Here is a 21,087-nt window from a genome sequence, read left to right as displayed (position 1 = left end):
ACGTCGGCGACGGCGCGGGGCGCGGCCCCGGCGCGGTCGGCGGCCGGGAGGGTCGTGCCGGCGTCGAGCGGAAGCCGGCGCTCATCGCGGGTGCGTTCGGGCGTCGTGCCGACGGTCGCCGACAGCACGGTGCCGTGCCGGTCCGCGGCGAGCATGCGGTTGACCGGATCGACCCAGCCGGAGAACGCTGCCACCACGTCTTCGGCGGTTCGTGCGCGCAGCAGCCCGAGGAGCGCGCCGGCGCCGAGGTCGGCGTTCGCGCGTGCGGGCATGCGGACGCTCCAGCCGACCAGCTCCCCGCCGTCGGGTCGCAGGTCGGTCACCACGGTGCCGCGTTCGGTCTCGAGCGCCTCGACCTCGACGGCGCGCCCGCCGCGCACGCGCACGACGGTGCGTTCGACGTCGACCGGGCGCCAGCCGTCGGGGCCGAGCGCCTCGTATGCGCCGGCCACGGGCCGCAGACGCTCGCGGAAGACGTCGACCGCGTGCGCGATGGCGTTGGTCACGCCCCACGCCGCGTCGCCGGTGTGGCCGAAGTGCGCGATTCCGGGCACCCCGGGGAACGCGAGGCCGACGACGTCGAACTCGTCGCACGCCAGCCGCACCTGCTGGTAGACGCCGGGGAGCTCGAAGATGCGGTGCGGGTCGCCGGCGAGCAGCGGCATCCCGCTGTCGGTGCGCGAGCCGTGCAGCGCCCAGGCGTTGCTGCCCGACGAGGGCAGGGTCTCGTCGCCGCCGTCGCCGTAGCCCGCGAACACGTCGACCCACGCGTCGCCCAGGGTGTCTGCGACGTGCTGCCGCCACAGCAGCAGCGGGAACGTCGAGAACAGCGCGTGCGCGACGTGGAGCACGCCGAGCGGATCGTGGTCGGCCCACGGCTCGAGCGGTCGCGCGTCTCCGAAGATCCCGTCGAGCGTGCGGAACTCGGCTGCGTCGCCACCGACCTCGGTCATCCCGCGCCGGACCCCAGCGGCGTAGCGCGTCACGAAGGCGCGGGTCTCGGCATCCGCTCCCGCCAGCGCTTTGCGCGCGGTGTCATCGAGCCGCGCGCGGCGTGCGAACACGTCCCACGCGAGTCCTGCGTCGCCGATCAGCTCCGACAGCCGGCCCGCTGCGCGCAGCCGGTCGACCTCGATCTGCCAGCCGCGGTCGCGGGCGGTGACCTCTCCCTGCGCCTCGGCGAGTGCCCCGGCATCCGTCGCGCGGATGTGGGGGATGCCGAGGTCGTCGCGATACAGCTCCGCCATGGAGTCAGACTTCCAGAAGCTCGCGCGGGGCCGCGATCGGCGCACCCGACCGCGCGATCGGGTTCGTCAGGGTTCCGGCGTACATGAGCGACGCCGACTGATCGGCGAGGTCCACCATCTGCAGCGTGTTGCGCAGCTGCAGGCGGTTCAGGCAGGAGTGCGCGAACACGTGGGCGCGCAGATCGACGCGGGAATCGAGATCGGGATGCTGCCCCGCGTGCTCGTCGATGATGTCGGCGGCGATCCGCCAGAACTCGGCCTCGGGCAGCGTGCCGTCGACGTGCAGGATGCCGGCGAGGTGGCGCAGGACCCCGTCGAAGACGTCGGTGAAGATCGCGAGCGCCTTCTCCTCGTCGTCGACGGGTGACACGATGCGGCGGACGTCGTCGGGTACGGCGCGATCGGCGAGCAGCGCGACCTCCTCGCCGATGTCCTTCATGAACACCCCGGTGGGCACGTGACCCTCAAGGATCAGGATGAGGTTCTCGCCGTGCGGCATGAACGCGAGGTCGTGGGCGAGCAGGGAGTGCACGAGCGGGCGCAGGTAGACCCGCAGGTACGCCCGCACCCACTGCGTCGCCGGGATGCCCGACGCGCGCACGAGGGAAGTGGCGAAGGAGCGACCCGACGCGTCGCGGTGCAGCAGCGATGCCATGGTGGCGAGACGCTCGCCGGGGGCGATGAGGGGGATCGGGCTCTCGCGCCAGAGCGCCGCGAGCATCTTGCGGTGCGCCGACGGCGTCGGGGTGCGGTGGTATGCGTCGCCGGTGTAGCCGATCGACGCGCGCTCCCGCAGCACGCGGAAGCCGGACTCCCGGAGCGTGGCGTCGCCGGCGACGAGGTCGGCGACCCAGTCGTTGATGGCGGGTGTGACGCGCATGTACGCGGGAGACAGGCCGCGGAGGAAGCCCATGTTCTGCACCGCGAGGGCCGTCTTGACGTAGTGGCGGTCGGGGTGGGTGGTGTTGAACATGGTGCGCACCGACTGCTGGGCGCGGTACTCGTCGGCACTCTCGCCGATGAGGACGAGATCCCGGCGGGCGATGTCGGGAGCGAACGTGATCGAGATCCGGTTCTCCCACTGCCACGGGTGCGCGGGCAGCAGGTGGTACCCGTCGGGGTCTTCGCCGATCTCCTCGAGGCGTGCTGCGAACCGGGCGCGCTCTGCGGGCGAGAGCTCCTGGTGGAGGAGGGATGTCTCTTCGAGGCCGGCGCCGAGCGCGAGGTGGGAGAGCGACCGGCGGGCGGCGAGCCACACCAGCCGGAACGGACGGCCGGACTCGGGAGCGTAGGCGGCGTGGTCGGTCACGCCGAACCCGATGCGCCCGTTGTTGGCGACGAAGCCGGGGTGGCCCTCGGTCATGGCGGCCTCGATGGTCTGGAAGTCCGCCGTGGTGAGCTCGTCGGCGGAGGGTCCGCCCCGGGCGATCTTGAACGCGGCGCCGGCGAGCGTCGATGCGATCTCCTCGAGGTAGATCGGCAGCAGCTGGTCGGAGAGGCCGAGCAGCGGCTGCAGCTCGAGGATGAGCGCCTGGGTGTCGAGTTCGGCCGGTTCGCCGTCGACGAGACGGCGCAGGCTCGCCTCGTCGACGATCCAATGCTCGAGCTCGGTGCGGACGGCCTGGAACCGGTACTCGACGTCGGCGTGCGGCACGACGAGTCGCCAGCCCCCGACGATCGAGTCGGGGCTGAGCAGGCGTTCGTGGCTGAACTCGGCGATCGCCTTCGCGACGAGGTGGCGCTGGGCCCGGGCGAGCGCCACGGGGGAGAGGTGCGAGGCGGGGGAGATCATGCGAGTGCCTTTCCGGTGGCGGCCAGTTCAGAACGTCGATAGTCGTCGCGCGTGCACACCGACAGCACGGCTGCCTTGCTGTGGGCGCCGTCCTCGATCGTCACGTGGCGCAGTTCGGTGAATCCGGCACGCACGTTCTTACGGCGGATCAGGTGGTTGCGGGCGTCCGGTTCGACGACGACGCGCTCTGCGCCGAGTTCGTCGAAGCACCACGCCATGACGGCGGCGAACACCGCGTCGGTCAAGCCGTGCCGGGGGTGGTCGCCGGGCGGCGCGATGAGCACATGCATCCCCAGATCGCCGGGGACTGTGTCATGGATGCCGCTCAGCAGCACATGCGCCGGGTCGTACGTCTCGGCGAAGAAGGTCGGCACGCCGTCCACCAGCCCGAGCCAGGCATCCTGGTACGGGTCGGTGACCACGCTCGCGAGATAGTCGCAGACGGCGTCGACGTCGTGACCGCCCATCTCCCAGAACGCGGCGTGCGGGTCGGCGAGCCACCGCTGCAGCACGGGTGCGTCCCGGCGCGGGTCGGCGGCGACGAGCGACACGGACGCCATCATCGTGTCACCCCGGATCCCGCGCTCGCCGTCTCGAACGCGTCGGCGGGGACACCGAAGTCCTGGAAGGCGATGCGGCGTTCGATCGGATAGACCTCGCGGCCGATGATCGACGCGAGGATCGACGAATTGCGCCACGCCCCGAAACCGAGGTCGGGTGCCGTGAGGCCGTGGGTGTGCTCCTCGCCGTTCTGCACGAACACCCGGCCGCGGCCGCCGTCGACGCTGTAGTCGCGGGCGACCGCGAGACGCCCGAGAGCGTCGTGGTCGAGGCGCTCGGCCACGGGGGAGAGGAACGGCGGCGTCTCTGCGGCATAGCCGGTGGCGAGCACGAGGGAGGCCGTCTCGCGTTCGTGCTCGCGGTCGAGCTGTCCGTGGCGCAGGCGCAGACGGTAGCGATCGCCGTCCCACTCGGCCGACGTCACCTCCGTGTCGGTCAGGAGCGTGGTCGGCACCGGGCCGTCGGCGCTGAGGCGGTAGAGGGTGTCGTAGATGTCGTCGATGAGCTCGCCCGAGATCCCCTTGTAGAGGCTGCGCTGCTCACGGCCGAGGTGCTGACGGATGCCGAGCGGGAGGGCGTGGAAATGATCGGTGTACTCCGGCGAGGTCATCTCCAGCGTCAGCTTGGTGTACTCCATCGGGAAGAACCGCGGCGAACGGGTGATCCAGTCCAGTCGGTACCCGCCCTCGCGCACGCCGTCCAGCAGGTCGCGGTAGATCTCCGCGGCCGACTGCCCGCTGCCGACCACCGTGATCGAGTCCGACGCGCGCAGCTCGTCGCGGCGGTCGACGTAGTCCGAACTGTGGATCGCAGGGCCGTCGATGCCGCGCAGCGCCGGTGGGATGGTCGGCCGGGTGCCGACGCCGAGCACCACGTGGCGCGCCCGCAGCTCGCTCTGCTCGCCGGTGTCGGTGCGCATGGCGCGGACGACGTAGACGTCGTCCGCGAGGTCATGCTCGATGGCGACGACCTCGTGATTCCAGAGCAGGTTCGGCAGCCGATCCGCGGCCCACCGGCAGTATGCGTCGTACTCGGCGCGCAGCGCATAGAAGCTCTCGCGGATGTAGAACGGGTACAGCCGGCCGGTGTGCTTGAGCCAGTTGACGAAGGAGAACTCCGACGTCGGGTCGGCCATCGTGACGAGGTCCGCGAGGAACGGCACCTGGATGGTCGCGCCTTCGATCATCATGCCGTGGTGCCACCGGAACCCATCGCTGCGGTCGAGGAACACCGCGTCGAGCTCCGTGGGCTGGGCGAGGCAGGCCAGCCCGAGGTTGAAGGGCCCGATCCCGACCCCGACGACGTCGTGCACGTGCCCGGTCATGCGTTCGCCTCCGCATCGGCGAGAAGCTCGTCGAACTCCGGGGCGATCCCCGCCAGTGTGGTGGCGGCATCCTTCACCATCGCAAGGACCCCGCGGATGTCGTCGACCGTGGTCTCGGGGTTCAGCAGGGTGAGCTTCAGGCAGGGGCGGCCGTCGATCACCGTCTTGGCGACGAGCGCGCGCCCCGACTCGAACAGGACCCGCCGGACACCCGCCACCAGGGCGTCCTGCGTCGCGGCATCCGCTCCGTCGGGCCGGACACGGAACAGCACCGTGCTCAGCTGCGTCCGGCCGACGAGCTCCAGCTCGGGATCGGCCGCGACCGCGTCGCTCACCTGCCGCGCGAGGTCGATGACGGTGTCGAACATCTCGCCCAGACGCTCCGCGCCGACGGCGCGCAGCGTCACCCACAGTTTCAGCGCGTCGAAGCGGCGCGTCGTCTGCAGCGACACATCGACCTGGTTCGGCTCCTCGTTCTCGAGCGGATTGAGATAGTCGGCATGCCACGCGCCCGCCGAGAGGTCTCGCGGTTCGCGCACCAGCAGCGCGCTCGACGAGACCGGCTGGAAGAAGCTCTTGTGGAAGTCGACGGTGACCGATCGGGCCCGCTCGATCCCGGCGAGGAGGTGCCGGCGGCGGGGTGAGACGAGGAGCCCGCACCCGTACGCCGCATCGACGTGCAGCCATGCGCCGCCGGCGTCGCACACGTCCGCGATCGGTGCGAGCGGGTCGATGACACCGCGGTCGGTGGTGCCGGCGGTCGCGACGACCGCCATCGGAAGGCGACCGGATGCCTCGGCCTCGCGCAGCGCGACAGCCAGGGCCGCGGCATCCATGCGTCCCTCGCCATCGTCGGCCACGGCGATCACCGCGTCTTCGCTCAAGCCGAGAAGCATGGCCGACTTGCCCACGCTGAAGTGGCTCGACGCCGTCGCGAAAACGACCAGACGCGCAAGCGCCCGCGGACGCGCGAGCTCCGTCCGCGCGAGCGCGGCTTCGCGAGCGAGGAAGAGTGCGTGGAGGTTCGACTGCGTGCCACCCGAGGTGAACACCCCGCTGCCGTGCGGGAACCCGATGCGGTCTGACGTCCATGTCAGCAGGCGGCGTTCCATGAGGGTGCCGACGGTGGACTGGTCGTAAGTGTCGACCGAGGTGTTCACAGCCGCGAGGACGGTCTCGGCGGCCACCGCAGGCAGCGCGACCGGGCAGTTGAGGTGCGCCGCGTAGGACGGGTGGTGGAACCAGACGGCGTGCTCGAGGAACAGCTGATCGATCTCGCGGATGGCGCGGGCAGTCCCGACGCCGTCGGCGTCGAGCGCGACGCCGTCGACGAGTTCCTGCAGATCCGAGCGCGCCGCGCCGGAGAACGGCTGGGTCACCGTCTCGAAGCGCGTCGCCACTCGGGACGAGGTCTGAGCGACGAGCGAACGATAGAGGTCGGCAGTGGGGCGTGTCAGCAACTCGTGCACCAGCACTCCTTCAGTTAGGTTTGGCTTACCTAACTTCTACGATCCTGGTGAGGGTGTCAACTCGGACGTCATCGTCCGGTTCGCTACCCCGCGGTCGTCAGCACGCGGACGGCGGTATTGGCGGCGGCGCCATCCGGCTCCTCGCCGAGGTCTACGACGATCGGGCGATGGCGCGTCAGCTCTTCACGCTCGTACTGGCCGTACGACATCACGATGACGACGTCCCCGGTGTGCACGAGCCGTGCCGCCGCGCCGTTGATCTGCACCACCCCCGAGCCTCGTTCGCCCGCGATCGTGTAGGTCTCGAAGCGGGCGCCGTTGTTCACGTCCACCACGTGGACCTGTTCGTTCTCGAGGATGTCGGCGAGTGCGAGGAGGTCGGCGTCGATGGTGATGGAGCCGACGTAGTTGAGGTCGCTGCCGGTCACGGTCGCCCGGTGCAGCTTGGACTTGAGCATCGTTCGAAGCACTGATGTCCGTCCCATTCGACGCGATTGATGGACTGCATCCAAGAATAAGGGACCCGGGAGTGGCCGCGGAACACAGCGAGCCCGCGCTACGTCGCCCAGGACAGCGTCACATGTGCACTATCCCGAACACCTGTGTTCGGGTTAGTATCGACGTGAGACGAGCGATGAATCGGTTCCGAAAGTGAGGACAGTGCGATGTCAACGTTGATGGTGGACTACATCATTTCGCTCGACGGCTATGGTGCCGCCGAGGGCTGGCCCGGCTTCTGGGGTATGGAAGGACCCGAGTACCTTGACTGGCTGGGGGAGGACGGTCAGCAGGAGGTCATTCACCTCATGGGCGCGACGACCTACCGGCTGATGGCGGAGTTCGCGGGTCAGAACGACGATCCCGGTTCCGTGGCGCTGAACAGTGCGCGCAAGGTGGTGTTCTCCTCCACGCTCACCGAGCCACTGTCGTGGCCCAACTCCGAACTGGTCCGTGGCGACGCGATCGCCGCGGTCAGAGAGATGAAGGACGTCGAGTCTGCCGAGCTGCATACGCTCGGCAGTCTCAGCCTGAGCCGGTCGCTGATCGCTGCCGGGCTCGTAGACCGCTTCCGCGTGGTCGTGTTCCCCGTGATCACCGGGAAGACCGGGAAGGAGCGCATCTTCGACGGCTATCCTGACCTGTCCCTCGAACTCGTGCAGAGCCGTACCTTCGACGGCCAGATCCAACTGCTGGAGTACATTCCCACCGTCCTGGACGGACCTCCCGGGGCCGGTGCCTGATCCGGCTCATTCCTCTTGGATCCGTTTCGTTCATGTCGAAGCGGCCGGGTCGGGTCACTTCACTGGCTGGAGGAAGTGCCGATCAAGCCAGCGGGCGGCGCCTTCACCGATCCCTGCGCCCTGGACCTCGGCCTCCCGGAAGTGGAGACCTTGGTACACGCGCGCGTCGATGGTGTCGTCGACCACGGCACTGAAGTGCTTGTACTCGCGCGTCGCACCGGTCGCGATCCTCACCACACTGAAGTTCATCCTGTCGGTGCCGAAGAAGGCCATGCCAGCGTGCATGTATGCCGCCGAGACACAGTTGTAGCCAGATGGATGCTCGGAATACGGCGGAACTGCGAGGAGCGGCGCCCATTCTGTATCGCCCACGGTCTTGCGGTTGCCGTCATTGTCGCCTTCGTGGATGGCGGTCACCGGACGCCAGAAGTTCCAGAACGCCTTGTCGTCGAAGCAGCTGATGACACTGTCTGCAGTGGCCAGGTTCAACATGGCGAAGAGACGGGCTTCCTCGGCGAGCGTGAGTCCCTCCGCTTCGGATATCGCCCGGAATGTGCGGTTGAACAGCTCCGGCGGGTGCGCCGTGTACAGGTCGGCGACGAGGTTCTGCTTGGCGGTGCGGCGGCTGTCGATCGCCCCGAGGTCTTTCACCTCTCTGTAGTCCTTTGCGTAGTCTCGGCTGGTCAGTGCGTTCGGCCCTGCCGTCCGCAACTGGGATGTGCTCTCAAGCGTGAACGGATCGACCGCGCTCACCCAGGCAAGGGCGTTGCTAGGCTCCGGCGGCGAAATGGGACGCCATTCGCCTGGCCCGGTGCCGACCTGCCACAATATGGGCCCGCCGGTGGGAGAAAGCGCGTAGCGGCCATCATCGGTTCGTGCTTCGAGCATGGCCGCTGCGGCGGCTGCGCCTGCTGCCACCCCCTCGGTCTTGGCATCGCCGGCGGGGATGCTTGCGAGCGCAGCGGCATAGAGGCCATCAAGCCGGTCCCGGACCACCTGCGGCAACGCCGGTACCAGTCCGATCCCCAAGCCGACCAGCACGTGGTGCGCGGCGGTGGCGACGGCGGCGTCCTGCGACGCCGACCGGGACACCGGTGGAAGATCAGGCAGGTAGGGCTGGTATCCGCCGACGATCGCGTTGACCGCGTCGTAGACGGCTCCCTGCACCATCGCGAGGTGCAATTGCGAGACCGGCGGCGCCTGAGCGGCACCGGGGATATCCGCCCCTGTGGCGTTGATCAGCGCGTCCGAAGCATGGAGATTCCAGGCTCGCACCGCGTCGGAATGCTGCGGTTGTGCCACCGCGGGCGCGGCGCCGAGCGCTGTTGCCACCAGCGCGACGAGAGCTGTGAGCATGACCGTGCCGAGTGTGCGCTTGCGTAGTCCTGATCGCATGACCGTCCCCTCCTAGGACTCACCTGACCGCGGCTGGGCGGCTACGTCGCGACTCGTCAGATGACTGGTCGGTCTGGACGCAGTGCGAGTGGGTGCAACTCAACCAAAGCGGTGTATCAGTCCTGTATCGACCGCCCGGGTGCGTGAGGAGACCTGTCTCGGGCTCCTCGAGCGCGCGCGCCGTGATGCGCCGTGCCTCGGCGTCGTCGCGGCGAGATTCGCCTGGAGCCCCGCGAAGATGCCGGCCGCGACAGCGACGATCGCGAGGACGACGGCCCCTGCCGACACCCAGGACAGTCTGCGCACCATCCGGCGCTCTTTGCGGAGCTGTCCTTGCGCGGCGGCGAGTGCTGCGGTCTCATGTGCTGCAGCGGCGTCGAGGAACCCTCGCTCTACCGCCGTGAGGGCGGGGTCGACCGCATCCCGCCAGTGCTGGGCCGTGGACAGCCGGCCGCCGCGGTAGAGCTCGCTGTCGGGTCGTCCCATCGCGTCCCAGGCGGCGGCGGAGGAGCCGAGGTGTCGCATGATCCGTTGGCCCTCCACATCGTCCGCGAGCCACTGCCTCAACCGTGGCCATTCCCGTGCGAGCGCTTCGTGGGATACCTGCACCGACTCCTCGTCTGTCGTGATGAGGCGTGCATCGACCAGCCGGTCGACGATCTGGGCGTGCGCGTCGTCGATCGCGACGCGCGTGCGTTCGACGCGACGAGTGCCGACCGCACCGTCCGCGGAGGCTTCGACGAGACGGAGCAGGATGTCGCGCAGCAGCCGCACGCCCTCCTCCGAGAGCGTCGCGAAGACCTCCTCCGCGGTCTTCGCGACGGCACCATCGATCTCACCGGATGCCCGATATGCCTCGACCGTCAGAACGCGGCCCTCACGACGGAACCACACCTGACGCAGAGCGTGGGACAGCAGCGGAAGGGCGCGCCCATCCGCATCGCGGACCAGGATCTCCACGAGGCCCGGCTCCAGGATGAGACCCGCCTGATCTGCAGGCCTCTCGATCACGGTTCGGAGGCCGTCGGGCCCGAGCGCGGTGAGCAGGAGCAGGTGCGACTGGATGATCCGGGCGAATCCTTGGTGATCGGCCAGGTCTCCGAGACGGTCGGCGCGGATGGCGACGACGAGCATGCCGCAATACACCATCTGCGACAGGGAGTCGAAGAACTCGCGGATCTCGGCGGGGTCGTCGGCGGTGAAGGCCTGCTCGCATTGATCGACGATCAGCAGCGACTCTCCCACGGGCAGATCGACATCGCGAAGGACATCGATCGGATGCTCGCCGGGCGTCACGATGGCGACGTCGACACCTCGCGCGAGAAACTCGGCACCGATCCCTGCCCTTACGAAGGAGGACTTGCCGACGCCCGATGGGCCGGCGACGAGCAGCACGCCGCGCTCCTCGAGCACCCGAACAGCGCCGATCAGCTCCTGCTCGCGACCGAAGTAGCGCTCGGCATCCGCCACTCCCGCGGGAGGCAGGCCGAAGTACGGGCACTCCGGGCTCGCGGCTCGGAACACCCGGTCAGACATCAGTGCGGGATCCTGCCGGAGGATCGCCTGCTCGAGCTCGGCGAGTTCGGTGCACGGCTCCAGACCGAGCTCGGCGGCGAGCAGCACGCGCGCCCGGCGTACCGTGGCGAGCGCATCCGCTTGCCGACCCTGGCGGTATTGCGCCACGCTCAGCACCACCCAGCGTCGCTCGCGCAATGGTGCCTCGGCGACGCGGGCGCGCGCCGATGCGGTCAGCTCCTGCACATCACCTGCCTGCAGCCGCGCGTCCAGAAGCAGCTCCTCCACATCGAGCCGCAGCTCCGCCAGACGTCCCGACGCGATCCGCGCCGGCCCCCAGTCCATGAGCTCGACGTAGGGCTCACCCCGCCACAGCGCGAGCGCCTCCGAGAATGTGTGCGCGGCCCGATCGGGCTCACCGAGCTCCAGCTGTTGCGAACCCCTCGCGATAAGTCGTTCGAACCGCTCGGCGTCGACGTCGATGTGATCCGGGATCAATCGGTACCCGAGCGGGGTCGTCTCGATCCGGTCGGGCGCGATGAGACGGCGCAGCCGCATGATGCAGCCCCGAATGACATGGGACCGTGAGGCGGGTGGATCATCGCCCCAGACCGCGGCCGCGAGGGAGTCGACGGACAGGGAGGCGCCGAGCCGGACCGTGAGCGCACCCAGCACCGCACGATCCCGCGGAGCCAGTGGAATCCGGCCGTCGTCGAGAGTCAGCGCTCCAAGAACGCGAACCTCCATGGGGCCACTGTGCGCCCGGTTCCGACATCCGTCAAGACGGCTGATATCGGGCTGCGTCGGCGGGCCCGAGGAGCCGTCCGCTCACCCGCGAGCCCCCCGACAGGGCGACTTTCGGCTTGGCCCACGAGCGGCCGTGGGTGTCTTTGAGGATGTCGTACTCGACGTCCACGTGCGGCTCGATCGCGCTGTACTTGTCGTTCGGAGCGCCGATGATGAGCTGGAATCCGAGCCCGCGCCAGGCGCCGATCGCGCGCTTGGTGAAGTGCGCGTCGGCCTTGATGAGGGCCTCATCGAGGAAGACCGGCGCATACCGTGGGCGCTCGGCGCCGGCGTCACCCAGCTGGTATCGCAGCGCCGCTCCGACGATGAACGCGATGAGTTCCTGGGACTCGCCGCCGGACTTCTCGCCGATGTGATCGTAGAGCGCGACATGCTGCCCTGTGGTCGCGTGGATGCGCTCCGCGCTCACTCGCACGTGGTTGCGTACGTCGACGAGTTCGGCGAAGTCCGGAGCATTGCGGCGCAGGCGGCCGATCAGCCGCGACATCCGGTGGTAGGCGCGTTCGCGCTCCTCGTCGGTGGCGACGGATTCGATCAGCGCGCGCACCTCGCGGAGCTCTTTGCGGAAGCGCCGGCGCACCTCGGACTGGTTCTCGCGCGGCGTGATCTGCAGCCGATGGTCGTCGTCGTAGAAGGGGAGATCCTGCATGATCACGTTGATGGGCTCGATGCGATCGCGGATCTCCCGCAGCGAACGGCCGAGCGTCGAATCGAGGTTGGTGAGGTCGTTCCCCGAGAGCTTGAGCAGGCTGTCGCGCCACTCCGTCTCCAGTTCGTGCAGGCCACTGGTCTCGAGGTCGGCCAGGATGCGCTCGAAGTCGCCGAGCGAATGGTCCGGGTCGGCGAGAAGGTTCGGGTTGGGCCAGCGATCGAGGAATCCGCTCAGGGTCCGCCGCAGGCTCTCCCGCTGCTCCCTGACGGCGTCCTGCGCGGCGCGCTGATCGTCGCCGAACCGGCGCGCTGCGGAATCGAGCGCCGCATCGAACCGCGCGAGATCCTGCGTGCGTGTCGAGGATCCGGTCTGGTCGGGCGCAAGGAACTGCGTGTCGAGGTAAGACGCCTGGTCGTCGGTCAGCGCACGCCCTGCAGCCTCCGCCGCGTCGATCACGGACTGGGCGGCGTCGACCTCGTCGGTCGTGGCCGCCCACGCGTCGGCGAGGCGCTTGCGCTCCGCCTTGGCGCCGCCGATGTCCTCGCGCAGTTCGGCGGCCTCCCTTCTCTTCTGCTCGATCTGGGACTGGATGCCGGCGATCGCGGGGTTCGCGGCGGTGACGTCTGCGATAATCGCCTGCCAGCGTTCGCGCTCCCGTTCGAGGGAGGCGATGTCGACCTCTTCCCACGTGAGGCCCTGGATCTTCGCGTACGCGGCGAGCCGCGCGTCGAAGGCGTCGAGCTCGACGCCGGCCTCGGCGGCCGCCGTCCGGGCGGCTGCGAGCTCGGCGCGGACGGCCCCCAGCTGCGCATCGAGCTCGCCGAGGCGACGGTGGGTGGAGAAGCCGAGGACGTTGCCGCGACCGTGCCCGCCGTGCGCCCCGCGCGATCCGTGCGAGGTCTGCCCGGTGATCGTCAGCGTCATCCGGTGGCCAGCCGGCTGGGTGGCCGCGTCGACGCACACGTAGCCGAACCGTCGGTCCAGCTCCTCCTGCAGCCAGCCCGTGAAGGGCGTGCTCTTGTAGTCGAGCCGGCCGGCAAGGGTGTGAGGGTCCCGTGCGCCGGCCTCGGGGAGGCCGGTGTGCACGCCCTCGTAGCGGAGGCGATCGGCAGTGCGGACGGAATCGATGGCGGTGCGGAACGCCGGCAGCAGCGCGACGTCGATGAGCAGCGTCGTGGCGAAGCCGCCGAGTGCGAGGTTGAAGGCCTCCCGCCAGGGCTCGAACTCCGTGCGGACCTCGATGAGCTCGCCGACGAAGGGCAGGTCGCCGGTGGTCAGGCCGGCGGCGCGTGCCAGCAGCTCGCGGGATCGGCGGAGCCGGTCGGGGATGTTGTCGTCGCGGCCTTCGGCTTCGCGCCGCTCGGCCTCGAGGTGGGTCACGCGGGCCGCGAGGGCGTTCCTGGCGCCGACCGCCGCCGCGTACGCCTCGCGGAGTGTCTCCTTCGCTTGTGCGTCGGTGGCCGCCTCACGGGCGCGAAGCGACAATGCCTCGAACTCCTGCGCGGAGCCGACCTCGACCTGCAGCATCTCGAGCGCGACGTCGAGCTTCTCGCGCTCCCGTCCCACGCTCGTGAGCCGGTTCTCGAGTCCGCGCAGCTCCCGGTGGGCGGTCTCGAGCCGGTCGCCGCCCGCCGCGCGCAGCACCTCTCCGAGCCCTTCCCGCGCCAGGTCCGCTGCCTCGGCCAGCGTCTGCTTCTCACGCACCGCGGCATCGGCGGTGCGGGTCCCGGCCTGCAATTCGGCTTCGACGTCGCGCAGCAGGTCGAGGCGGCGGGATGCCCGCCACAGCGTCGTGAGCGAGTCCGGCTCGGTGAACCGGCCGATGTCGTCGAGCAGACGCAGCCGCTCGGCTGCCTCTTCGATCCGCGCCCGCGCCGATCTGAGCGGCTCCAGTGCGCGCACCTGCTGCTGCGCGGTCAGCATGCGGTTGCGGGTGCCCTCCAGGCCGTCGAAATGCGCGACCACCGCGTCGGCGGTCGCCAGTGTCTCGGGCTCCTCGAGCACCATGCGCTTGTAGAGGTCGTCGACGGTGGTGATCTGCTGACCGGCCTGGATGCGGGCGAGCAGGCTCATCGCCTTGGCGCCTGCGCCGGCCGCGCCGATGCCGAGCACGGTATGAAGACGAGCGGAGAACTCGCGGTCGGTCGCTACGGTGTCGAGTCCGACACTCTTCACCGCGGCATCCGTCAATCGCAGCGCTGCCGCGGCTTCGAGCGAGCTCAGATCGAACGGACCGTTGACCGTCGCGCGCACACGCACCGTGTCCTCCAGGACGCGCGCGGCCGCCGGGATGTACCAGGCGCGCACCGCCGTGAAGCGGGAGCCGTCGTGATCGAGCCAGGTCATCGAGATCGCCGACCAGGTGTCGGTGCCGTCGCCGCGGAGCACCGTCAGCTTCGTGCCGTCCTCGGTGCGGGTCTCGTCCGTCTTGCCCCGCCCGTACGAGAGGATGTTGCGCTGCTCCTGCCCCCGCGGCCGCCCGACGACGGCGCCGTTGGAGGCGCCGTTGAACGGCGTCGTGTGGGGCATCATGAGCGCCACGTAGGCGTCCATCAACGTCGACTTGCCGGAGCCCGAGCCGCCGCACAGCAGCGTGGCCGCCGGCGAGAAGCGCACACGGTGTGCGCCGTCGTAACCGCCCCAGTTGACGAGCTGGAGCTCATCGGCGACCCATTGCTGCCCGCGAGAAGCCGCCGGGATGAGTCCGAAGAGCGTGTCGAGCATGGTCACAGTGCGGCCTCCTTGTCGTCGACGTCGACGACGGGGTCGGCGTCATCGACGCCGTCAGCGGCGTCAGCCTGCTCGTCCTCATCGAGGTCGTCGATCGGTGCGGATTGTGCCGACCGCATCTCGAGCCAGTCCCGCAGCGCCCGCAGGCGCTCGGAGCTGAGCAGGATCTCGACCAGCGCGTTGATCCGGTACCGGCCCTCCGACTCCTCCTCGATGACGCCGTCCTGGCGCAGCCGGGCGACCGCGCCGCGGATCGCCTTCTGCCGGCGGGCGGTGCTGCCATCCGCCTCGGCGAAGTAGGTCAGGACCGTCTGCTCGATCTCCTCGATGTCGACGCGCGCCGATGACTCACCGGCGGTCGTCTCGCGCTGGTATACCGTGCGCAGGTGCACCAGCACGAGCGTCTCGGCGCGTGAGTACGCCTCATCGCGCAGCAGGATCGGGATCTCGAGCTCGTCCGACCGGATCTGCTCCTTGTATGCGACCCCGCGATCGTGGTCGACCACGAGCCGGACGAAGAGGTCGTTCAGGCGTGACTCGATGGTGTGCTGGTGATCCATCAGCACGGTCCACTCGCCGCGGTTGCGGTCGGCGAGTAGAAAGCGGCGCTGCAGCAGGCGCACGAGCACGCGCCGCACCTCGGGGTCGAGGATGCCGCGATCGCCGGGGAAGAGCTCCTCCGGATCGTGCTCCATCGCGATCGGATCGATGAACGGGTCGTCCGTCGCGGTGTCGGGCGCGGTCGCGAGGTCAGTCATTCTCAGGCTCTTTCACAGTGCGGGCGGTCACAGCGCCGAAAGCGAACCTGCGACTCGACCCGTCGGGCCGTCGCGCTTCGGCGACGGAGACGTCGTCGCTCTCGGTCATGCCGTTGCGATGGGCGATCTCCAGGAGTCCGAGGAGGTCGACGGGGCGGCGCGTGTCGTCCGCGGCGCCCTCGAAGGCGGTGGCGAGGTCGAAGCGATCGCCGAGCGTCGCGACGTACTCCTCGAGCTCCGCGTACCGTGGTCCGCCCCAGGCGCGGGTGTCGGCATCCACGAACTCGACGTCGTCCGGCGCAGGCAGCGGCGCCGGTGCGCCCTGCGGGCGGAGGTCGCTGAGGGACTGCCGCAGGTGCCCGATGTCGGCTACCGGGAAGGTGTGCAGCGGTTCGACGCGGTCGGTGGGCCTGGAGCTCTGCATCCACACGTGCAGTCCCGACATCACGCCTCGGAGGAGCTCGTCGACCTGACGGTCGCGGATCGGGTCATGGGTGCGCACCTGAGCGGTGATGACCTGCGACGCCCGGCGCTGCGCGGTGAGAACGTCCTGCACACCCTTCTCGACCTGGCGTCCGATCGAGTCGAGATCGCTGCGCTGCGCGGTGCCCATCAGCCGGGAGAACGGCTGAGCGAGCAGCGTGCGCAGCTGCGTCGCCAGGCGGTCGATGTGCTCGGGGTCGCCGATGAGGCGCAGCGCGCCTTCGAACGCCCGGCCCTCCGGCGTCGACTGCATCACGTGCCGGCCCCGCTGCAGGTACTCGCGAAGGATCTCACCGGTGGGACGGATGTCGCGGCGCAGGTCCGCGACGACATCCCGCTGCATCGCCTTGATCGATTCCGCGACGCGGGAGAAGTCGGCGGGCAGCTCGCGAGCGAGGTGGAGGATGTTCTCGGCCTCCTCGAGCAGCTGCTCGTCGTCGACCGGCTCCGCTTCGTTGTTGCGCAGCCGGGCGATCTCCGCATCGAGCGCGTCACGCTCTTCCCGCAGCAGGGCGATGCGCGCCTCCGGGTCGGATTCCGCGTCACGCGACAGCCGCTCGACGGCGTCCAGCAGCGTCCGCACCCGCGACCGTGAGACCCGCGCGCGTCCGCCGCCGGTCCGGCCGGCGATCTCGAGCGCGCCGACGGCGTGCGCGGTCAGCCGGTAGACCTCGACATCATCCTCGAGCTGCGGCGCCAGCCATCCGACGCGCACCCAGCTGCGGCAGATCTCGCGGGCGGTCCCGGCAGGAAGCCGGCGCTCGTCCTCGTCGTATCCTGCCGCGCGCAGCTCGTCGAGAGCCTCGCCGATCTCGGCATGGGCGTCGGCGACCGCGACCGAGCGGCGCTCAGCGGTGAACACGATCGACAGCATCGCCACGACGAAGGGCGCATAGCGGCCGTGGAGAAGATCGAGAGTCGGATCCTTGAACGCCAGCACCGAACGCTGGTAAGCCGCCTCGGCGCGCGTATTCGACATCGTTTCAAGATTAGTCGGCGCGGTCGGCACTCCCGCTGACGAGACCTCGCTGCTCGCCGCCGTCACCCGCCGACGCGTTCAGCGGCGCGTCCGGCCCGCTCGAGACTCCTGGAGGGGACCGGACGCACCGCGGGCGCTCAGAGCGCCGCGCGCAAGCCTTCGTCGAGCCGGGTCGTCGGGCGACCGATCAGGCGCGACAGCGTGCCATCGGTCTCGGCGAGTGCGCCGTCGCGGATATTCGCGTCGAGCGCGGTCACGAAGCCGACCGTGCCGGAGTCGAGGCCGGCGGCCTCGAGCGCGGCGGCGTGCTCCCCGGTCGTCAGCGGCGTGTAGCGCACCTCTCGGCCCGTCAGCTCGGACGCCGCCGCGGCAAGCTCGTCGAAGCTCCACGCGACGTCACCGCCGAGCTCGTAGACCTCACCGATGTGCCCGTCCTCTGTCAGCGCGACCGCCGCGGCCTCGGCGTAGTCGATGCGGCTCGCAGAGGCGACGCGTCCCTCGCCGACGCTCGCGGCGATGACGCCGGTGTCCTTGGCGCGCGCCACGTCGGGGACGTAGTTCTCGGTGTACCAGTTGTTGCGGAGGATCACCGCGGGGATGCCGGACGCCGCGATGGCCTCCTCGGTCGCCTTGTGCTCGGGTGCCAGAACGAGGTCGCTCGTCGTCGCCTTCGACGCGCTCGTGTAGACGAGCTTCGCGACGCCTGCGGCGTCCGCCGCATCGATGACGGCCTGGTGCTGCGCCGCGCGCTTGCCGACCTCGCTGCTCGAGACGAGCAGCAGGGCGTCGACGCCGTCGACGGCGGCCGCGACAGTCTCGGGAGCGTCGTAATCGAGGGGCACGACCTGCACGCCGAGCTCGGCGAGGTCGGCGGCCCTGGCGACGTCGCGTGCGCCCGCGCGGACGGCCGACGGCTCGATGCCGCGAGCGAGGAGGTTGTCGACGACGAGGCGGCCGAGCTGGCCCGTGGCACCGGTGACGAGGATGGTCATGAGGAGTCCTTTCTCAGAGGGATCGCCCATGACAACGCGGCATCTTCGCGCCACCTTCCCGACGAAGGGTACCCACTTTCGGGTAAGGTACGCACATGGTGGTTAGTTTCGCGCAGATCCGCGCGTCACAGGATCAGATCTTCGACGAGGGCTGTAGCACGCGCGTCGTCCTCGACCACATCATGAGCAAGTGGGGCGTGCTCGTGCTCTCTGCGCTCTCTGACGGAACGCTGCGGTGGGGCGAGCTGCGCCGACAGGTCGACGGCATCAGCGAGAAGATGCTGGCATCGACGCTTCGCACCCTCGCCTCCGACGGCCTCGTGCATCGGGAGTCGCTGCCGGCCGTTCCTCCCCACGTGGAGTACAGCCTCACCCCGCTCGGCCGCGACCTCATGGAGCGGATGCTCCCGCTCGTCGCGTGGGTCGCCGACCACGCCGACGCGATGGTCGGGCGGACGTAGGCGGCGCGGGCCGACTCCTTCGCGCCGAGCTCAGAACACGATGACGGGTTTCACGCTGACGCCGTGGTGCATGTCGTCGGCCGCGCGCGCGATCTCATCGAGGGTGTAGCGCTTCTCGATTCTCTCGAGCGGCAGCTTCCCCTCCGCGTGGAGCGCGATCAGTCGCGGAAGGAGCGTCGCCGGATCGGTATCTCCCATCGTGACTCCGCGCAGCACCTTGCCGGAGAGGATCCCCTGGATGTCGACGGGAATCTCGGTCCCCAGAGGCGGGGCGCCGCACACGAGCACCGTGCCGCGTACCGAAGCTGCGTCGATGGCCCCGCGCGCGACCCGAGGGCTGCCCGTCGTGTCGAAGCTCAGGTTGACGCCGCGACCGCCGGTCAGCTCGGCGAGGCGTGCGGCGACGTCCTCGGTGCCGGCGTTGATCGTCGCCGTCGCGCCGAACTCTTCTGCGAGCTGCAGCCGCTCGTCGACGAGATCGATCGCGATCAGCTGGGACGGATGGCGCAGCGAAGCCGCGATGACCGCCGAGAGCCCGACCGCGCCGGTCCCGTAGACCGCGACGATGTCGCCCTCGCCGGGATCGAGCACGTTCCACATCGATCCGAAGCCGGTGAGCACCCCGCAGCCGAGCGGTGCGAGCACGGCGAGATCCGCGTCCGCGCCGACCTTGACCGCCGCGCGCTCGTCGGCGATCGCGTACTGGGCGAACGACGACTGGCCGAAGAAGTGGCTCGCGACGGCGGTGCCGCCGCGCGTGACATCACCGGAACCCTCCGGTCGCAGCATCCCGAGGAGATTCCGCGGCAGCCAGGTCTCGCAGTAGGCGGGATGTCCTGACTCGCACACCGCGCACGATCCGCACGAGGTGAAGCTCAGCAGCACCTTGTCGCCGGCGGCGAGGCCCGCCACGCCCTCGCCGACACGTTCGACGACCCCGGCGCCCTCGTGGCCGATGATCCCGGGCGAGGGGAAGGGGATCCCGCCGGCGATCACGCCGAGGTCGGTGTGGCACACGCCCGAGGCGACGAGCTTGACGAGCACCTCCCCGGGGCCGGGATCCGCGAACTCGACGTCGCTGACGAGCAGCTCGCCCGCCTCGAGAACGGCGGCGCGTCCCGCCGTCACTGGGCGGTCCGCTGCTCGAGGTTGAACACCATCGCGTGTGAGCGCTGGTACGAGGCCATCGCCTCCGGTCCTCCCTCGCGACCCCAGCCCGACGCCTTGACTCCGCCGAAGGGGATGGCGGGGTCGAGGAGCGCCCAGCCGTTCACCCAGGTGATCCCTGCCTCCAGCCGCGCGGCGACGCGGTGCGCCTTCGCCAGATCGGAGGTCTGGATGCCGCTCGCAAGCCCGTAGCGCGTGGAGTTGGCGAGCTGGATCGCCTCCTCTTCGGTGTCGAAGGGCTGCACGGTGAGCACCGGGCCGAAGATCTCTTCCGACACGGCCTCGGCGTCGGAGCCGAGATCGGCGAGCACTGTCGGGCGGTAGAAGAAGCCGTCGCGGTCGGCTCGCTCACCTCCGGTGACCACCCGGGCGCCGGCCGCCTTCGCACGGTCGACGATCGCCGCGACCTTCTCGAGCTGGGTGGCGCTCGCGAGCGGGCCGATCACGGTCTCGGGATCCGTGATGTCGCCGAACGGCACGTTCGGCACGGCGTCGGCGAGGATGCCGAGCACGATGTCGTAGATCGGGCGCTCGACGAGGAGCCGGGGTCCTGCCATGCAGAACTGGCCGGAATTGAACACGAACGCGGCGACGACGGTGTGCATCGCCGTGCTCAGGTCGGCATCCGCGAAGAGGATGTTGGCGGCGTTGCCGCCCAGTTCGGCGGTGAACGGCTTGAGGGTGCGCCCGGCGAGCTGCGCCGCGTGGGCGCCGATCTCGGTCGAGCCGGTGAAAGCGACCTTGTCGACGTCCGGATGCGCGACGAGGTGATCGCCGATCGCGGCGCCCGAGCCCGTCACGACGTTGAAGACGCCGTCCGGCACACCGGCCTCCTGGAGGATCTGCGCCATCAGGAGCGCACTCAGCGGGGTGTCGCTCGCCGGCTTGTGCACGATCGTGTTGCCGGCGATCAGCGCGGGGGCGATCTTCGTGCTCGACAGGATGAGTGGGAAGTTGAACGGCGTGATCGCCGCGACGACGCCGATCGGCTCCTTCTTGACGTAGACGTGCGTGCTGCCGGACGTCTCGCGCACCGCGCCCTCGAGGTGGTGCCCGAGGCTCGCGTAATACTCGTACAGCTCGGCGGCGTTGTTGACGTCGACGACCCGGGCGAACGTGATCGGCTTGCCGACGTTGGTGCTCTCGACGTGGGCGAGCTGCTCGGTGCGCTCGCGCATGAGCGTGTAGGCGCGCTGCAGGATGCGCGCGCGCTCGCGACTGGACAGCCCCGACCACACTCCCGAGTCGAATGCGGCTCGGGCGGCCGCGACCGCGGCATCGACGTCGCCGGTCGTCGCCTTCGCGACCTCGGTGACCTTCCTGCCGGTCGCGGGTGCGACGACGTCCATGCGACCTCCGTCCGAGGCATCCCTCCACTGCCCGCCGATGAACAGTCGTCCGGGCGGGAATGTCGCGGCGGGTGTGGATGCGGATGCGGATGCCGCTGGCGGGGTCTGGGTGAGGGTCATCGTTCTGCTCTTCTCTGAGTGGTGGATTCGGTCGTCTCTGGGGTT

The 21,087-nt window shown here is 69.8% G+C and carries 16 protein-coding genes; 2 read left to right on the top strand and 14 right to left on the bottom strand.

Going from position 1 to position 21,087, the window contains the following annotated elements; translation table 11 throughout:
- From ACI3KX_RS14250 to panD, 6 genes are all read right to left on the bottom strand, one after another.
- Positions 1–1,247: penicillin acylase family protein (locus ACI3KX_RS14250; RefSeq protein ID WP_404910155.1), on the bottom strand; the 1,247-nt coding region annotated here is incomplete at its 3' end.
- A gap of 4 nt (positions 1,248–1,251) precedes the next feature.
- The gene (locus tag ACI3KX_RS14245; RefSeq protein ID WP_404910154.1) at positions 1,252–3,039 is read right to left on the bottom strand and encodes an IucA/IucC family protein; all 1,788 of its coding nucleotides are present in this window, start codon (positions 3,037–3,039) and stop codon (positions 1,252–1,254) included.
- Positions 3,036–3,599, bottom strand: a complete 564-nt coding sequence (locus ACI3KX_RS14240) for a GNAT family N-acetyltransferase (protein ID WP_404910157.1) — start codon at positions 3,597–3,599, stop codon at positions 3,036–3,038. The genes ACI3KX_RS14245 and ACI3KX_RS14240 overlap by 4 nt, the downstream gene beginning before the upstream one ends.
- Positions 3,599–4,924 (bottom strand): lysine N(6)-hydroxylase/L-ornithine N(5)-oxygenase family protein, encoded by a 1,326-nt coding sequence (locus ACI3KX_RS14235; RefSeq protein WP_404910153.1) that lies wholly within the window; start codon positions 4,922–4,924, stop codon positions 3,599–3,601. Before ACI3KX_RS14235 ends, ACI3KX_RS14240 begins: the two co-directional genes overlap by 1 nt.
- Positions 4,921–6,393, bottom strand: a complete 1,473-nt coding sequence (locus ACI3KX_RS14230) for a pyridoxal phosphate-dependent decarboxylase family protein (protein ID WP_404910152.1) — start codon at positions 6,391–6,393, stop codon at positions 4,921–4,923. Before ACI3KX_RS14230 ends, ACI3KX_RS14235 begins: the two co-directional genes overlap by 4 nt.
- An 83-nt stretch (positions 6,394–6,476) precedes the next feature.
- Positions 6,477–6,863: an aspartate 1-decarboxylase gene (gene panD / locus ACI3KX_RS14225; protein ID WP_404910151.1), complete on the bottom strand. Its 387-nt coding sequence runs from the start codon at positions 6,861–6,863 to the stop codon at positions 6,477–6,479.
- 195 nt (positions 6,864–7,058) lie between these two features.
- Between panD and ACI3KX_RS14220 the strand changes: the two genes are divergently transcribed.
- Complete coding sequence (locus tag ACI3KX_RS14220) at positions 7,059–7,634, top strand: dihydrofolate reductase family protein (RefSeq protein ID WP_404910150.1); 576 nt, start codon at positions 7,059–7,061, stop codon at positions 7,632–7,634.
- A 54-nt stretch (positions 7,635–7,688) separates the two neighbouring features.
- Here the strand turns inward: ACI3KX_RS14220 and ACI3KX_RS14215 are convergent, their stop codons facing one another.
- The 6 genes from ACI3KX_RS14215 to ACI3KX_RS14190 form a co-directional block, all read right to left on the bottom strand.
- A complete protein-coding gene (locus tag ACI3KX_RS14215) occupies positions 7,689–9,029 on the bottom strand; it encodes a vanadium-dependent haloperoxidase (protein ID WP_404910149.1) in 1,341 nt (446 codons plus the stop codon).
- A 99-nt stretch (positions 9,030–9,128) separates the two neighbouring features.
- A complete protein-coding gene (locus ACI3KX_RS14210) occupies positions 9,129–11,291 on the bottom strand; it encodes a BTAD domain-containing putative transcriptional regulator (RefSeq protein ID WP_404910148.1) in 2,163 nt (720 codons plus the stop codon).
- Positions 11,292–11,322: 31 nt separating this feature from the next.
- Positions 11,323–14,733 carry an ATP-binding protein gene (locus ACI3KX_RS14205; RefSeq protein ID WP_404910147.1) on the bottom strand — a complete coding sequence of 1,137 codons (3,411 nt, stop codon included), beginning with the start codon at positions 14,731–14,733 and terminating at the stop codon, positions 11,323–11,325.
- The gene (locus tag ACI3KX_RS14200) at positions 14,730–15,491 is read right to left on the bottom strand and encodes a DUF4194 domain-containing protein (RefSeq protein WP_404910146.1); all 762 of its coding nucleotides are present in this window, start codon (positions 15,489–15,491) and stop codon (positions 14,730–14,732) included. The genes ACI3KX_RS14205 and ACI3KX_RS14200 overlap by 4 nt, the downstream gene beginning before the upstream one ends.
- Complete coding sequence (locus ACI3KX_RS14195) at positions 15,484–16,953, bottom strand: DUF3375 domain-containing protein (protein ID WP_404910145.1); 1,470 nt, start codon at positions 16,951–16,953, stop codon at positions 15,484–15,486. Before ACI3KX_RS14195 ends, ACI3KX_RS14200 begins: the two co-directional genes overlap by 8 nt.
- 137 nt (positions 16,954–17,090) lie before the next feature.
- Positions 17,091–17,945, bottom strand: coding sequence for an SDR family oxidoreductase (locus tag ACI3KX_RS14190; RefSeq protein ID WP_404910144.1), 855 nt, complete (start codon positions 17,943–17,945; stop codon positions 17,091–17,093).
- Between the two features lie 95 nt (positions 17,946–18,040).
- On the opposite strand from ACI3KX_RS14190, the gene ACI3KX_RS14185 reads away from it, so the two are divergent.
- On the top strand, positions 18,041–18,406 hold the full coding sequence (locus ACI3KX_RS14185) for a winged helix-turn-helix transcriptional regulator (RefSeq protein WP_404910143.1): 366 nt from the start codon (positions 18,041–18,043) through the stop codon (positions 18,404–18,406).
- Positions 18,407–18,436: 30 nt separating this feature from the next.
- On the opposite strand, the gene ACI3KX_RS14180 is transcribed toward ACI3KX_RS14185, so the two are convergent.
- Together ACI3KX_RS14180 and ACI3KX_RS14175 are read right to left on the bottom strand one after the other, a co-directional pair.
- The gene (locus tag ACI3KX_RS14180) at positions 18,437–19,534 is read right to left on the bottom strand and encodes an NAD(P)-dependent alcohol dehydrogenase (RefSeq protein WP_404910142.1); all 1,098 of its coding nucleotides are present in this window, start codon (positions 19,532–19,534) and stop codon (positions 18,437–18,439) included.
- On the bottom strand, positions 19,531–21,042 hold the full coding sequence (locus ACI3KX_RS14175) for an aldehyde dehydrogenase family protein (protein ID WP_404910141.1): 1,512 nt from the start codon (positions 21,040–21,042) through the stop codon (positions 19,531–19,533). Before ACI3KX_RS14175 ends, ACI3KX_RS14180 begins: the two co-directional genes overlap by 4 nt.
- Positions 21,043–21,087 lie beyond the last annotated feature (45 nt).

The organism is Microbacterium sp. ZW CA_36 (assembly GCF_044987475.1).
In the GTDB taxonomy this organism is placed as follows: Bacteria; Actinomycetota; Actinomycetes; order Actinomycetales; family Microbacteriaceae; genus Microbacterium.
This window is presented reverse-complemented; position numbering and strand designations above follow the sequence as displayed.